Origin of the sequence: Nocardioides aromaticivorans (assembly GCF_013408525.1) — a bacterium.
Classification (GTDB): domain Bacteria; phylum Actinomycetota; class Actinomycetes; order Propionibacteriales; family Nocardioidaceae; genus Nocardioides; species Nocardioides aromaticivorans.
Map to the genome: position 1 here is coordinate 693595 of NZ_JACBZM010000001.1, position 13860 is coordinate 707454.

General features: G+C 73.2%; 12 protein-coding genes. 8 read left to right on the forward strand and 4 right to left on the reverse strand.

Annotated elements, in window-relative coordinates:
• Positions 1–2 precede the first annotated feature (2 nt).
• The 8 genes from BJ993_RS03255 to BJ993_RS03290 are packed head-to-tail and all read left to right on the forward strand — an operon-like array spanning position 3 to position 9949.
• Entirely contained in the window at positions 3–1118 is a 1116-nt protein-coding gene (locus tag BJ993_RS03255; protein WP_179647711.1) for an MCE family protein, read from the forward strand.
• Complete coding sequence (locus tag BJ993_RS03260; protein ID WP_179647712.1) at positions 1118–2176, forward strand: MCE family protein; 1059 nt, start codon at positions 1118–1120, stop codon at positions 2174–2176. The genes BJ993_RS03255 and BJ993_RS03260 overlap by 1 nt, the downstream gene beginning before the upstream one ends.
• Positions 2173–3165, forward strand: a complete 993-nt coding sequence (locus BJ993_RS03265; RefSeq protein ID WP_179647713.1) for an MCE family protein — start codon at positions 2173–2175, stop codon at positions 3163–3165. Before BJ993_RS03260 ends, BJ993_RS03265 begins: the two co-directional genes overlap by 4 nt.
• Positions 3162–4298, forward strand: coding sequence for an MCE family protein (locus BJ993_RS03270; RefSeq protein ID WP_051931498.1), 1137 nt, complete (start codon positions 3162–3164; stop codon positions 4296–4298). Before BJ993_RS03265 ends, BJ993_RS03270 begins: the two co-directional genes overlap by 4 nt.
• Positions 4295–5272 carry an MCE family protein gene (locus tag BJ993_RS03275; protein WP_179647714.1) on the forward strand — a complete coding sequence of 326 codons (978 nt, stop codon included), beginning with the start codon at positions 4295–4297 and terminating at the stop codon, positions 5270–5272. The genes BJ993_RS03270 and BJ993_RS03275 overlap by 4 nt, the downstream gene beginning before the upstream one ends.
• On the forward strand, positions 5272–6414 hold the full coding sequence (locus tag BJ993_RS03280) for an MlaD family protein (RefSeq protein WP_179647715.1): 1143 nt from the start codon (positions 5272–5274) through the stop codon (positions 6412–6414). The genes BJ993_RS03275 and BJ993_RS03280 overlap by 1 nt, the downstream gene beginning before the upstream one ends.
• 41 nt (positions 6415–6455) lie before the next feature.
• Positions 6456–8327, forward strand: coding sequence for an AMP-dependent synthetase/ligase (locus tag BJ993_RS03285; protein ID WP_179647716.1), 1872 nt, complete (start codon positions 6456–6458; stop codon positions 8325–8327).
• The gene (locus BJ993_RS03290) at positions 8324–9949 is read left to right on the forward strand and encodes a succinic semialdehyde dehydrogenase (RefSeq protein WP_179647717.1); all 1626 of its coding nucleotides are present in this window, start codon (positions 8324–8326) and stop codon (positions 9947–9949) included. The genes BJ993_RS03285 and BJ993_RS03290 overlap by 4 nt, the downstream gene beginning before the upstream one ends.
• Here the strand turns inward: BJ993_RS03290 and BJ993_RS03295 are convergent.
• From BJ993_RS03295 to BJ993_RS03310, 4 genes are all read right to left on the reverse strand, one after another.
• Positions 9918–11132 (reverse strand): winged helix-turn-helix domain-containing protein, encoded by a 1215-nt coding sequence (locus tag BJ993_RS03295; protein ID WP_179647718.1) that lies wholly within the window; start codon positions 11130–11132, stop codon positions 9918–9920. The two genes, BJ993_RS03290 and BJ993_RS03295, sit on opposite strands and share 32 nt — an antisense overlap.
• Positions 11133–11163: 31 nt before the next feature.
• Complete coding sequence (locus BJ993_RS26470) at positions 11164–11823, reverse strand: response regulator (protein ID WP_242530297.1); 660 nt, start codon at positions 11821–11823, stop codon at positions 11164–11166.
• Between the two features lie 156 nt (positions 11824–11979).
• The gene (gene hpf, locus BJ993_RS03305) at positions 11980–12615 is read right to left on the reverse strand and encodes a ribosome hibernation-promoting factor, HPF/YfiA family (RefSeq protein ID WP_036541334.1); all 636 of its coding nucleotides are present in this window, start codon (positions 12613–12615) and stop codon (positions 11980–11982) included.
• 467 nt (positions 12616–13082) lie between these two features.
• Complete coding sequence (locus tag BJ993_RS03310; RefSeq protein WP_179647719.1) at positions 13083–13799, reverse strand: ComF family protein; 717 nt, start codon at positions 13797–13799, stop codon at positions 13083–13085.
• Positions 13800–13860: the final 61 nt, after the last annotated feature.

Here is a 13860-nt window from a genome sequence, read left to right on the forward strand (position 1 = left end):
GGGTGAGCCAGTTCCTGTTCCCGCACGTGCGGACCGATCGGCGCGAGCTCCGCCTGCGCCTCGCGCTCATCGGGCTCGCCGGGTTCGCCGCGCTCGGCCTGCTCACCGGCGTGCTCGCCCTCCAGACGCTGGGCACGCTCAGCGGCGACGTGCGCGTCACCGTCCAGCTCGCGACCGTGGGCGACACCCTCGGCATCAACTCCGACGTCAAGTACAACGGCCTGCGCGTCGGGCGCGTGATCGAGGTCGACCCCGTCGCCCGCGAGGCCGAGACCGGTTGGGACGGTCCGACCGCGACCGTCCTGGTCGAGCCCGAGCACGCCGACCTGATCCCGGCAGGCGTCACCGCGCGGGTGCTGCCCGGCACCCTCTTCGGCAACGAGTACGTCGACCTGGTCGCCACCCGCGCCACCGGCACCGGCCCCGCCTCCGCATCGGCGGCGACCCACCTGGCCGATGGCGACGTCGTACGGGCGGACACGTCGAGGGCGACGCTGCGGTTGATGGACACCTTCTCCGCCACGCAGCGGCTGCTCGCGGCGGTCGACCCGGCCCAGTGGGACGTGGCGCTCTCCCAGCTCGCCGACTCCCTCGACGGACGCGGGACGCGGCTCGCCGCGATGGTGCGCGACGGCGAGGCCTTCCTCGGCCGGTGGGAGGACCTCCAGCCCCAGGTCCGGCGCGACCTCCACCTGCTCACCACGGACACCGACCTGGCCGCCGACATCGAGCCGCAGTTGGTCGCCGCGCTGCGCGACTCGCGTCCTCTGGCGCGCACCCTCGTCCAGCAGGAGAAGGACACCACGACCCTGCTGCAGGGGGTCTCCCGGCTGGTCGGCGGCAAGGACGGCCTGGCCGTCTTCCTGCGCGCCCACGGCGCGGAGACGGCGCGCCTGCTCAACGCGAGCGCCGCCAACCTCGAGGTCTTCGCCCAGCGCTACCCGGCCTTCGCCGCGCTGCTGCGCAAGGTGCCGGCGCTGCTGCGCAACGGCGCGGCCGCTGCGGTCAACGGGCGGATCCAGATGGAGGGCGTGCTCTCGCCGCAGTTCCTCGAGCCCTACGACGCGAGCAACCCCGACGACTGCCCGACCTACCGCGGCCTGAGGGGAGCCTGCTGATGGGTCGCCAGCTGAGCGAGCTGCGCCGCCACCCGAGCGCCACCGCCGGGGTGGCCGTCTTCGCGCTCGTCGCGGTGCTGCTCACCTCGATGGTGGCGGGCACGCTCTCGCGCTCGCAGCGGGGCGACTCGATCACGGTCACGGCGCTCTTCCGCGACGCCACCGGCCTCCGCCCCGGCGACGACGTCCGGGTCGCGGGCGTGCGGGTCGGCCGGGTCACCGGCACCCGGGTCGGCTCCGGCGACGACAAGGGCCTGGCCGTGGTGACGATGAGCGTCTCCGCCGACCAGGTGCTGCACGACGACGTGACCGCGTCCATCGACTACCTCAACCTGATGGGCCAGCGCTATGTCGCGCTGACCCGGCCCGACCGGAGCGCCGACGCCGCGCGGCTCGCCGACGGCGCCCGCATCCCGCTCGATCGGACCCGGCCCGCGCTCGACCTGACGGCCATGTTCAACGCGTTCAAGCCGGTCTTCGACCTGCTGCAGCCCGGCGACGTCAACCTGCTCGCCACCAACATCGTCCAGGTGCTCCAGGGGCAGGGGCCGACCATCCAGCACCTGCTCGAGCAGACCGCCGAGCTCACCTCCGGCCTGACCGACCGCGAGGACACCCTCGCGCGGGTCGTCGACAACGTGACGCTCGTGCTCGAGACCACCGACGACCACCGCGCCGAGATCACCGACCTGGTGCGCGGGCTCGACTCGCTCACGGCAGGGCTCGCGAAGGACCGCGACCGGATCGGGACCAGCCTCGAGGGCATCGCCCGCCTGTCCGCGACGACCGCCGACCTCGTCGACGCCACCCGGCGCCCGCTCGGCGACGTCGTGGCGTCGACCGGCCCGTGGTTCGACCACCTGGCCTCCCGCACCGGCCTGCTGGTCCGCACCGGCGCCGCGCTCCCCCAGCAGCTCGAGGTCTACCTGCGCACCCTCGGCTACGGCAGCTACCTCAACACCTACGTCTGCACGCTCAACGCGTCCGTCACCGGGGTGCCGCTGAAGCTGGACCTCGGCGTCACCGGCGACCGGTTCTCACGGAGGTGTCGCGGATGAGGACGACGACGGCGACCTGGCGGCGTCTCGGCTGGCCGCTCCGGCTGGTGGCGGTGGCGGCGGTGCTCGGCCTGGTGCTGGTGGGCGTGCGCAGCCTGGCCGGCGAGGCGTCGTACCACGTCCGGCTGCGGCACGCCGCCGGCATCGAGCCCGGCGACGACGTGCGGGTGGCCGGCCTCAAGGTCGGCAAGGTGACGGCGGTCGAGGCCGACCGCGACCAGGTCGACGTCGCCTTCTCGCTCGACCAGGCGCCCGCCGACCTCGGCCTGACCGACGACAGCAGCGTCGAGGTCAAGCTGCTCTCGATCCTCGGCGAGCGCTTCCTCGCCCTGACGCCCGGCGCCGGCGCGACGCTGGCCGACGGCGGCACGATCGCTGTCGAGCACGCGATCGACAGCTACACGATCGAGCGGTTCTGGCTGGAGTCGACGCCGCAGGTCGACGCCCTCGACCTGAAGCGGATCCAGGAGGCCGTCGACGTGCTGGCCACCGACCTGAAGGTGACGCCGACGGCCCTGCGTGACGCGGTCGACGGGATCGCCGGCGTGTCCGCGATCGTCACCGACCGCGAGGAGGAGATCGACGCCCTGCTCACCTCCACCCGCAAGGTGACCTCGCTCGTGCTGGAGCAGACCGACGAGCTCGACCGCGTGATGACCAATGGCACCGCGGTGATGCTGATGGTCCAGCAGCGCAAGGAGGTGCTGCGGGCGCTGCTGCGCGACGCGCACCGGTTCGTGACGGGGCTGGCGGCCGTCGTACAGGAGACGGCGCCGCAGCTGGCTCCCGCCCTCCGCGACCTGCGCACGGTGCTGTCGACGCTGCGCAGGCACAGCGAGCAGCTCGACCGGACGATGCGGCTGGCCGGCCCCACGATGCGGGTCTTCACCAACGCGACGGGCGACGGTCCGTGGCTCGGCGTCAACGCGCCGTGGGCGATCGTCCCCGACGACCTGGTGTGCTCGATCTCGCCGGAGGACTGCCGATGAGCCGCCGCACCGTGCTGATGGGCCTCGGCGGCGCGATCGTGCTCGCGCTCGCACTCTCCGGCGCACGGCTGGTCGGCTGGCTCGGCGGCGAGGACCCGGACGACCTCGTCGTCACCGCGGACTTCGCCGACACCACCGGCGTGTACGTCGGCAACGACGTCACCTACCTCGGCGTGAAGGTCGGCGAGATCGTCGCCGTCGAGCCGAGGGGTACGACGATGCGCGTGGTCATGCACCTGGAGCCCGACACCCGGGTGCCGGCCGACGCCGGCGCGGAGATCCTGCAGGGCTCGCTGGTCACCGACCGCTTCATCGAGCTGGGGCCGGCCTGGGACGGCGGGCCGACCCTCGCCTCCGGCGCCCACATCACGGCCGACCACACCCGCTCCCCCGCGACCGTCGACGAGATCGCCAAGGCGATCGACGACCTGGTGCTGGCGCTGGACGCCGGCCTCGGCCGGAAGGGCGGGTCCGCAGGCCTGGGCGACATGCTCGCGACGACGGCCGCCGCGCTGGAGGGCAACGGCAGCCACCTGCGGCGCGCCCTCGCCGAGAGCCGCGACGCCCTCGAGGTGCTCAACAGCAAGGACACCGACCTGACGGCGGTCTCGAAGAACCTCGTGCAGCTGGTGACGACCCTCGCGAGGCGCGACCGCCAGATCCGCGACTTCACGAGCGCCGCCGCCGACACCACCGGTGTGCTGTCCGACCAGCGCCAGGAGCTGGTCGCCACGCTCGACAGCCTCGACCGGCTCACCCGCCTGACCAACGCGTTCCTGAAGGACAACGGTGACGTGCTGGGCGACGACCTCACCGGCCTGGCCGACGTGGTCGGGATCGTGCAGCGCAACCAGGGCTCCCTCGAGGAGGCCTTCGACGTGATGCCGACGATGGCGGAGAACTTCGCCCGCGCCTACGACTGGGACCTCGGGCGCCTGCGGGTGCAGTTCGCGTTCAGCGCCGGGCCGTTCTCAGCCGCCTTCCGCAGCCACTCCTGCGCGGTCTTCGCAGGCAGGATGGGCGGCGAGGCCGGCGTCCAGCTCTGCAACCTGCTCTTCACCAGGGACGGCACCGGCATCCTCGACCCGCTCCTCGACGGCCTGTACGACGGCCTCCCGGCGGGGTTCCCGTGACCGGCGTGCGCGGCTGGGTGGCCGCTGTCGTGCTGGCCGTGGGCGCCGGGACCGCCGGGTGCGGGCTGAGCCTCGAGGACGTGCCGCTCCCGTCGCTGGTCGACGGTCCGACGTACGACCTGACGGTCGAGTTCGAGGACGCCCTGAACCTCCCGGTCGACGCTCCGGTGAAGCTGGACGGCGCGACGGTCGGGCAGGTCACGTCGGTCGAGGCCGGCGAGTACGTCGCCGAGGTCGGGCTCGCCCTGTCGACCAGCGTGCGGCTGACCGACACCTCGCGCGCCGAGATCCGGCTGACCTCACCGATGGGCACCGCGTTCGTGCAGCTCTTCCCCGGCACGGGCGGTGAGCTGCTCGCCGAGGGCGCGACCCTGCCGGCCGCCGCGACCGGCTCCGCGCCCGACGTGACCGACCTGCTGTCCGCGCTGTCGACGGTCGTCACGGGCGGCAGCTTCTCCGACATCTCGACGATCATCACCGAGCTCAACACGGCGCTGACCGGCAACGCGGGCGACGTACGCCGCCTGCTCGCCCGGCTGGACACGGCCGTCACGGACCTGAGTGCCGAGTTCCCGCGGGTCGACCGGCTGACCGCCGCGCTCGACCGGTTGACGACCCGCCTGGCCGGCGACCTGCCGGAGGTCACCCGCTCGCTCACCGACCTCACCGCGCTGGTGAGGTCGTTCGACCGCCAGCGCGCGGACCTGGTCGCGGCGATGGACTCCCTCCACCGGTTCGACGTCGTCGCCACCCCGCTCACCAGGGCGGTGAAGGCCGACCTCGTGGCCCAGCTGGAGGACATGCGGCCGGTGCTGCGGACCCTCCTCGCGGGGCGCAAGGACATCGACGGCGTGATGCGCGGCCTGGTCGCCTTCGCGAGCGGCAGCGACAAGGCCTCCCCCGGCGACTTCGTGAACTTCGACCTGACCGTCCTGCTCGACCCCGACGCGCTGTCCGACACGGGGGGCCGCTGATGGCCCGCCCGATGACGCCCGCCGAGGAGCTCGCGAGCAGTGCCCGCCTGTGGCGCCGCCGGATCCACACCGCGCAGGTGCTGATCCTGGTGATCCTCGTGGCCGGCGTGCTCTACGTGGCCGACACCGTCGTGGGCGGGTCGCTCTTCCGCAACCCGTACCACCTCACGGTGGAGCTGCCGCAGGCCGCGGGCCTCCACGAGGGCTCCGTGGTGACCTACCGCGGCCAGCGCATCGGCGAGGTCACCGCGGTCCGGCTCAGCGACGCCGAGGGCGTCGGGGCGGTGGCCGAGCTCGAGATCGAGTCGGACGTCGAGATCCCCACCGACAGCGCGATGGAGGTCCGCAACCTCTCGGCCGTGGGCGAGCAGTACCTCGACGTCCGCCCGCGCACCGCCAGCGGGCCCTTCCTCGCCGACGGCGCCACCGTGCCGGTGGCGTCGACCAGCGTGCCGGTCAACGTGCCCGACGTGCTCGCGCACGCGCAGGGCCTGATGTCCCACCTCGACGTCGCCGACATCCGCACCATCGCCGACGAGACCGCGGCGATCTTCGGCAACGGCGACGAGGACGTCGACCTGCGCGCGCTGGCGATCGAGATGGAGACCGCGTTCGCGATGCTGCGCCGGCTCGAGCCCGACCTGACCACGCTGGCGCGGCGGTCGGAGAAGCCGCTCGCCACCGTCGCCGACCTGTCCCCCGAGATCCGGCGGATGGCGGCCGACCTGGAGGCGATCGCCGCGGCGCTGGCCGACGCGACCCCCGCCCTGCGTCGTACCGTCGTCACGTCGCTGGACCTCCTGCCCCGCCTCGAGCGGTGGTGGAGGGCGGCGTCCCCGGATCTGCGCCGGCTGCTGCGCTCCGGCGTGCCGCTCACGGAGATGGCCGCCCGCCACCTGCGCGGCCTCCAGCACTGGCTCGACTGGGTGCCGCTGCAGGCCGACGTGATGGCCGGCAGCACCCGCGGCGGCAGCGGCCGGGTCGTGCTCGTGCCGCGCATCCTGAAGAACTGCGTCTACGACCGCAGCGTGCAGCGCGACATCCAGGACCTCACCCGCCGCGAGCCGGTGACGGGCGTGCGGTGCACCGACCCGCCCGAGGGCACCCAGGGCCGCGGCTCCGCCAACGTGCCCCAGCAGTGACGCCCACCGACCTCCCCACCCCCATCCCGAGAGGAACAACGATGAGCACCGACACCCTGGCCGTGCGCGCCGAGATCGAGGCGCAGATCGCCGGACTCACGCTGCCGGTCGCGTTCGCCCGCACGGTCGACGCCGAGGGCGACGGCCCGGCGTACTCCGACAAGGTCGGCGTCGACCTGTCCGGCGGCTACGCGCCCGGCTGGCGCACGGTCGGCTGGAGCGAGCTGCGGGAGCGGGCGCTCGACGTCGCCGGCGCCCTGATGGCGGCGGGCGTCGCCCGCGGGGACCGGGTGGCGCTGATGGCGAGCAACCGGATCGAGCACGTCGTCGCCGACCTCGGCGCCGTCCACGCGGCGGCCGTGTCGATGTCGGTCTACAACACGCTGTCGCCCGAGCAGGTCGCGTACGTCGCCGGGCACGCCGAGCCCACGGTCGTCGTCCTCGAGTCGGCCGACCACCTGGCGCGCTGGGAGAAGGCCCTCACCGATGCGCCGTCGGTCCGGCAGGTCGTGCTCATCGACGCCGAGGCGCCCGCCGGCGACGACCGCTTCACCACGTGGGACGCCTTCGTGGCCGCGGGCGCGGCCTGGCGGGCGGAGCACGGCACCGAGCTCGACGCCCGCACCGCCGAAATCCGCCCCGAGGACCCGCTGACGATCCTCTACACGTCCGGCACCACCGGCAACCCCAAGGGCGTCGTGCTCACCCACCACGCGGTGCTCTACGAGTGCGTGTGCTCGCTGCGGGTCGCCGCGCCCACGCAGCACAACGAGTTCATCTCCTACCTGCCCTTCGCGCACATCGCCGAGCGCACGCTCGGCATCTACATCCCGCAGGTGATGGGCGCCCACATCCACCTGATCGCCGATCCCGCGCTGCTGCTCGGAGCGCTCGGCGAGGTGCACCCCACGCGCTTCTTCGGCGTCCCGCGGGTCTGGGAGAAGATCAAGACCGGCATCTCCGCCAAGCTCGCCGCCGAGACCGACCCGGAGAAGCGGGCCCAGGTCGAGGGCGCGCTCGCGATCGGCCTGGAGTACGTCGAGGCGCTGCAGTCCGGCCACCGGGTCTCCCCCGAGCTCGAGGCACGCTACCGGGCCGCCGACGAGGGCCTGCTGTCCTTCCTGCGCGCGCTGCTCGGCCTCGACCGGTGCGAGTGGGCGGCGTCCGCGGCGGCGCCGATGCCGCTGGAGGTCGCGCGCTTCTTCGCCGGCCTCGGCATGCGGATCTACGACGTCTACGGCATGACCGAGACCTGCGCGGCGGTCACCTCGTGCGGCCCCGACCAGTTCCGGCTCGGCACCGTCGGCCGGGCGCTGCCCGGCATCGAGATCAGCCTGGCCGAGGACGGCGAGATCCTCGCCCGCGGCCCGGTCGCCTCCCAGGGCTACTACAGGCAGGGGGCCGCGACGGCGGAGCTGATCGACGCCGACGGCTGGGTGCACACGGGCGACATCGGCGAGATCGACGAGGACGGCTTCCTCAAGGTCGTCGACCGCAAGAAGGAGATGATCATCACCTCCTCCGGCAAGAACATCGCGCCCTCCAACATCGAGAACCACCTCAAGGAGAGCCCGATCGTCGGCCACGCCCTGGTCTTCGGCGAGGGCAGGCCGTACGTCGTCGCGGTGCTCACCCTCGACGCCGAGATCGCGCCGCTGGTCGCCGCCCAGCTCGGCATCCCCGCCGGCACCTCGCTCGCCGAGCTGGCCCAGCACCCGGCGATGCTCGCGGTCGCCCAGCAGGCCGTCGACGCCGCCAACGAGCGGCTCTCGCGGCCCGAGCAGGTCAAGGCGTGGGAGCTGCTCCCCGTCGAGTGGACCGCCGAGTCCGAGGAGCTCACCCCGACGCTCAAGCTCAAGCGCCGCGTCGTCCACGCCAAGTACGCCGACGTCCTGGAGAGGCTCTACTCGTGACCGCGCCGACGACCACCACCACCGCCACCACCTCCGCCACCACCTCCGTCCGGCCCGGCTGGGTCACCGACGAGCGGGTCGCCGAGTGGAACCGCTGGGTCTTCCGCGACCCGGCCGGCACCGCCACCAGCACCGCCACGGCCCCCTACGACGGGCTGCCCACGGCTCCCGTGCCGGTCTCCACCGCGGCCGACGTCGCCGACGCGATCACGAGCGCCCGCCGCGCCCAGCGGCCGTGGGCCCAGCTCCCGTGGGCGAACCGCGCGGGCGTCGTACTCCGGTTCCACGACCTGCTCGTCGAGCGGCAGGACGAGGTCATCGACCTGATCCAGTGGGAGATGGGCAAGGCGCGGTTCAGCGCCTGGCAGGAGATCCTGCAGGTCGCCAACATCGCGCGGCACTACGCCCGCCACGGGCGGCACTACCTCGGCACGAACAAGGTCCGCGGCGCCATGCCCGGGCTGACGAAGGTGCGCGAGGTGCGGGTCCCCAAGGGCGTGATCGGCATGATCTCGCCCTGGAACTACCCGCTCTACCTGGCGGTCGGCGACGTCCTGCCGGCGCTGCTCGCCGGCAACGGGGTGGTGAGCAAGGCCGACTCGCAGACGCCGCTGACCCTGCTGTGGACGCGTGCGCTGATGGCGGAGGCCGGGCTCCCGACCGACCTGTGGCAGGTCGTCGTCGGCCCCGGCTCGGTGGTCGGCGACGCGCTGATCGGCTCGCCCGACGGGCCTGCGGGCGTCGACCACATCTGCTTCACCGGCTCGACCGCCACCGGCCGCTCGGTCGGCCGCCGGGCCGGCGAGATGCTGATCGCGGCGTCGCTCGAGCTCGGCGGCAAGAACCCGCTCATCGTGCTGGCGGACGCCGATGTCGAGAAGGCGGCCGCGGGCTGCGTCGCGGCGGCCTTCGCCAACACCGGGCAGATGTGCATCCACATCGAGCGCGTCATCGTCCACGACGCCGTGTACGACGCCTTCCGCTCCGCCCTGGTGGCGGCGACCGAGGCGCTGACCCTCGGCCAGACCTTCGACTACTCCGTCGACGTCGGCTCGCTCGCCTCCCCCGCGCAGCTCGAGGCGGTGACCTCCCACGTCGCGTCGGCCGTGGCCGCGGGGGCCCGGGTGCTGGCCGGCGGGCGGGCGCGTCCCGACCTCGGCCCGCTGGTCCACGAGCCGACCGTGCTCGAGGGGGTCACCGAGGAGATGCCGGTGTGCCTGGAGGAGACCTTCGGGCCGGTCGTCTCGCTCTACCGGGTCGGCTCCGACCAGGAGGCCGTGCTGAAGGCGAACGAGGGCCGCTACGGCCTCTCCGCGAGCATCTGGTCACGCAACACCGGCGCGGCGGAGGCCCTGGCCAACCGGATCCGCTCCGGCTCGGTCAACGTCAACGACGGGGCGGCTGCCGCGGCCGGCTCGATCGAGGCCGGGATGGGCGGCATGGGCGACAGCGGCCTGGGCCGGCGCCACGGCGCCGAGGGCATGCGGAAGTACACCGAGTCGCAGACCGTGGCCACCCAGCGGCTGGTTCCGCTCGGCCCACCGTCCGGAATGGCACTGGAGAGGTTCGTGGGGCTGGGCAACGCCCAGCTCAGGCTGCTCCGGAGGCTGCGAGCTCGCTGAGGAGCGCCGGAGCGAGGTCGCCCCTCGGGGCGACCTCGATCCGCTCCAGGCCCAGCCACCCCGCCAGCCGGTCGAGCTCGGCGGCCAGCTCGGCGGCGGTCTCCGGCGGCGCGTGGCCCTCGGCCCATGCGGACTGCACCAGCAGCCGCGACGTGGCGCGGTCGGCCTTGAGGTCGACCCGCCCGACGATCCGGTCGCCGAGCAGGAACGGCAGCACGTAGTAGCCGTGCACCCGCTGGTGGGCCGGGACGTAGATCTCGATCCGGTAGAAGAAGTCGAAGAGCGCCTCCGCGCGGTCGCGCTCCCACACCACCGGGTCGAACGGGCTCAGCAGCGCCCGCGCGCCGACGCGCCGCGGCAGCCGCGCGTCGCGGTGGAGGTACGCCGGCCGGTGCCAGCCCTCGACGCGCACCGGCTCGAGCTCGCCGGCCTCGACGAGGGCGTCGATCGCGGGACGCGCCTCCCCCACCTTGAGCCGGTAGTAGTCGGCCAGGCACTGCGCGCTGGCCACGCCGTGCGAGCGCGCCGCCCGGCGGACCAGCTCGAGGTGGGCGTCGGCCGGGGACAGCGCCGGCGCGTCGACGTACACGGCTGGGAGGACGCGCCCGGGCAGGTCGTAGCGGATCTCGAACTGGCTGTTGCGCCCGGCGATCGCCAGCTCGCCCACCATGTAGAGGTAGTCGAGCATCCGGCGGGTGCGCGACCAGTTCCAGCCCCAGTGCTCCTTGGCACGCGGCAGGCCGTCGTCGAGCTCGCGGGCGGTGCTGGGGCCGCGCTCCGCGATCTCGGCCAGCAGGGCCGCCTCGAGCGCGTCGCCCTCCTCCACCGCGAACCACTTGCCGCGCTTGGTGCGGTAGACGTCCATCCGGTGCCGCATCGCCGGCCACAGGTCGACCGGCATGAAGGCCTGCACGTGCGCCCAGTACTCGACGACCCGTCGCTGCCGGCCCGACGCAGCGCGCCGGAGCAGGTCGACGTCGTAGGGACCCATGCGGGAGTAGAGCGGCATGAAGTGCGCCCGCTGCAGGACGTTGACGCTGTCGACCTGCAGCACGCCCGTGCGCGTGAGGGTGCGGTCGAAGGTGCGCAGGGTGGGGACGGCGTGCGCCGGGTCGAGGAAGCCCTGGGCCGCCAGCGCGATCCGGCGGGCCTGGGCGCGCGAGAGGGTCTGGGTGCTGCTCACGGGGCGACCCTACGGACGCGCACCGACAGCGTCAGTCGAGGTCCACGAGCTTGGCCCGGACGGCGTACATGACCGCCTCCATCCGGGAGTGCAGCTGCAGCTTCTCCAGGATGTTGCGGACGTGGTTCTTCACCGTGTTCTCGCTGATGGCGAGCTGCGAGGCGACGTCGCGGTTGGACAGGCCGCGCGCGACCAGGCGCAGCACCTCGAGCTCGCGCTCGGTGAGCTTGAGCGCCGGGCCGGCGCTGCGCTCCGGCTTCGACATCGTCTTGAACTCGTCGATCAGCTTCGCGGCCATCGACGGGCTGATCAGGGACTGGCCGTCGGCGACCACGCGGATGCCCTGGGCGACCTCCTCGATGGAGGAGTCCTTGAGGAGGTAGCCCGAGGCGCCGCTCTTGACCGCCTCGTAGAGGTCGGCCTCGTCGTCGGACATCGTGAGCATGATGATCTTCGTGGTCGGGACCGCTTCCTTGATCGCGACACACGCCTCGATCCCGGACTGCTTCGGCATGCGCACGTCGAGCAGCACCACGTCGGGGGCGGAGCTGACGACCAGGGCCACGCCGTCGGCGCCGTTGCTGGCCTCCCCGACGACCTCGATGCCCTGCTCGATGCCCAGGAGCATGGTCAGACCGCGCCTGAACAGCTCCTGGTCGTCGACCACGACCACACGTACCGGCTCGCTCACAGGGTGTCCATGTCCTGGGGCCGCCGGTGGATTCCCACTCGCCACACGGGCATCATTCCACGGCTGACCGACGGAATGGCGGGACGTCCCAGATCCGCCACGCCGTCGGCACCGAAAACGCCCAGCCGCCCGATCGGCTGCCGACTCATCGTCCGGTCACCCTCCCTGGTTGTCGACGTCGAGCGAGATCACTCCGTAGTCGTACCCACGACGGCGGTAGACAACGGCCGGCCGCTCGCTCTCCTTGTCGACGTAGAGGTAGAAGTCGTGGCCGACCAGCTCCATCTCGTAGAGCGCCTGGTCGAGGGTCATCGGGCTCGCGGGGTGGGTCTTCTCGCGCACGACGAGCGGACCGTCGCCGGTCACCGTGATCGGGCCGACCTGGCGCTCGATCGCGGCGTCCTCCTCCTCGACCGCGGTCCCGCCCAGGCCGTCGAGCGGGACGTCGGAGAGCGCGCGGCCCACGGACACGGGGGTACGACGGCCGCGGTGCACCCGGCGGCGGTCGGCGGCGCGCCGCATCTGGGCAGCCATCTTGTCGAGGGCGAGGTCGAGGGCGGCCATCTTGTCGTCGGCCGACGCCTCGGCACGGATCACGGGGCCCTTGGAGATCGCGGTGAGCTCCAGATGGACGCTCTGGTCGTGCTGACGGGGGTTCGGCTCGCAGTCGACCTCCACATGGACCCGGATGATCCGGTGGTCGTGCTTCTCCAGCTTCGTGAGCTTCTCCGCGGCGTGCGCCCGGAACCGGTCCGAGATCTCGCAGTGCCTTCCGGTGACCACAACGTCCATCAGTTACCTCCAAGGGGTTTCGGTGATGGGGTCGCCCGCCGTTTCTGGACGGGACGTTCAAAGGGTGCGGCGTCACGGGAACCGCGCGCGCGGCAGCGCGGCGGAGCGAGGCGACGACGCGCTCGCGCCATTGAAGGCAGTGGAGTCCGCCCGGCCGACCTGGTCTTCGTCCCCACACCCGCCTGCTGAGGCTTCCGCAGCTTCTTGCCACTACCGACCTTCTCCCGGAGGCGGACGCATCTGACGTCCGGTCCGAGGCAGGACTTACGACTAAGCCGCACCGTGATCGCCGACCCGGAGGTCGACTTACGTGGGCCGTTTCGCCTGCGACTGGCATCGGCTTGCCGCACCGGGCAGGGCGTCTGCCCGGCCTGTGCGGCGCAACCACGGACCCGGGCGGACTCCATGTAGAGACGTTAGTCCGTCGTCGGTTGCGACGAAAGGCTTGACCCGCAAGTCGGGACGTTCTACTCCTCGCGAAGGGCCCTGCGACGCGTGGCCGCGACCGTCGCCGCGGCGAGCACGGGGAGGCCCACCGACTCGAGCGCGCGCTGCGCCTCGCGGAGCGTGGCGCCCGTGGTCAGGACGTCGTCGCAGACGACCACGTGGGCTCGAGCGCGGCGGCGCCCGAGACGTCGTACGACGTCGCCGCAGACCGCCATCGACCCGGCCAGGTTGGCGGCCCGGGCGGAGGCGTCGAGGCCGGCCTGGTCGACCACGCCGGGCCGCACCCGGAGCAGCCGGGCGCTCACCACGTCGCGCTCGGCACGCAGGACGGCGGTCGCCGCCCGGACCATCGCCGTCGTCGGGTCGTGCCCCCGCGCACGCACCGCTGCGGGCCGCGACGGCACCGGCACGAGGACGACGCCACCGGCAGCGCCCGCGTCGGCGAGGGCCTGCGCGACGGAGGCGGCGAGGAGTCCCCCGAGCGGGCGCGCGAGCGACAGCACCCGCCTCTCCTTGTGGGCCAGCACGAGGGCGCGGAGCGGGTCCTCGTAGGCGCCCACCGCATAGGGCGGCACCAGGCCCGGCGGGACCGGGGTGGGCCAGTGCGGCGCGGCCGCGCGGGGCAGCGCGTCGCGGCAGCCCCGGCACAGCGCGCGCCCGGGGCGCCCGCACCCGAGGCAGGCGGCACCGAGGACGAGGTCGCCGAAGCCGTCGGCGAGATCCTGCAGCAGCGGCACTCCCCCACTCCACCAAGGTCCGCGCCGGGCGACAACGCGGCCGGGGCGGCCTGTGGAGAAC

Coding starts and splice junctions, on each gene's coding strand:
- BJ993_RS03260 (WP_179647712.1), top strand. CDS start 1,118: ATGGGTCGCCAGCTGAGCGAGCTGCGCCGCCACCCGAGCGCCACCGCC.
- BJ993_RS03265 (WP_179647713.1), top strand. CDS start 2,173: ATGAGGACGACGACGGCGACCTGGCGGCGTCTCGGCTGGCCGCTCCGG.
- BJ993_RS03270 (WP_051931498.1), top strand. CDS start 3,162: ATGAGCCGCCGCACCGTGCTGATGGGCCTCGGCGGCGCGATCGTGCTC.
- BJ993_RS03280 (WP_179647715.1), top strand. CDS start 5,272: ATGGCCCGCCCGATGACGCCCGCCGAGGAGCTCGCGAGCAGTGCCCGC.
- BJ993_RS03285 (WP_179647716.1), top strand. CDS start 6,456: ATGAGCACCGACACCCTGGCCGTGCGCGCCGAGATCGAGGCGCAGATC.
- hpf (WP_036541334.1), bottom strand. CDS start 12,615: ATGGACGTTGTGGTCACCGGAAGGCACTGCGAGATCTCGGACCGGTTC.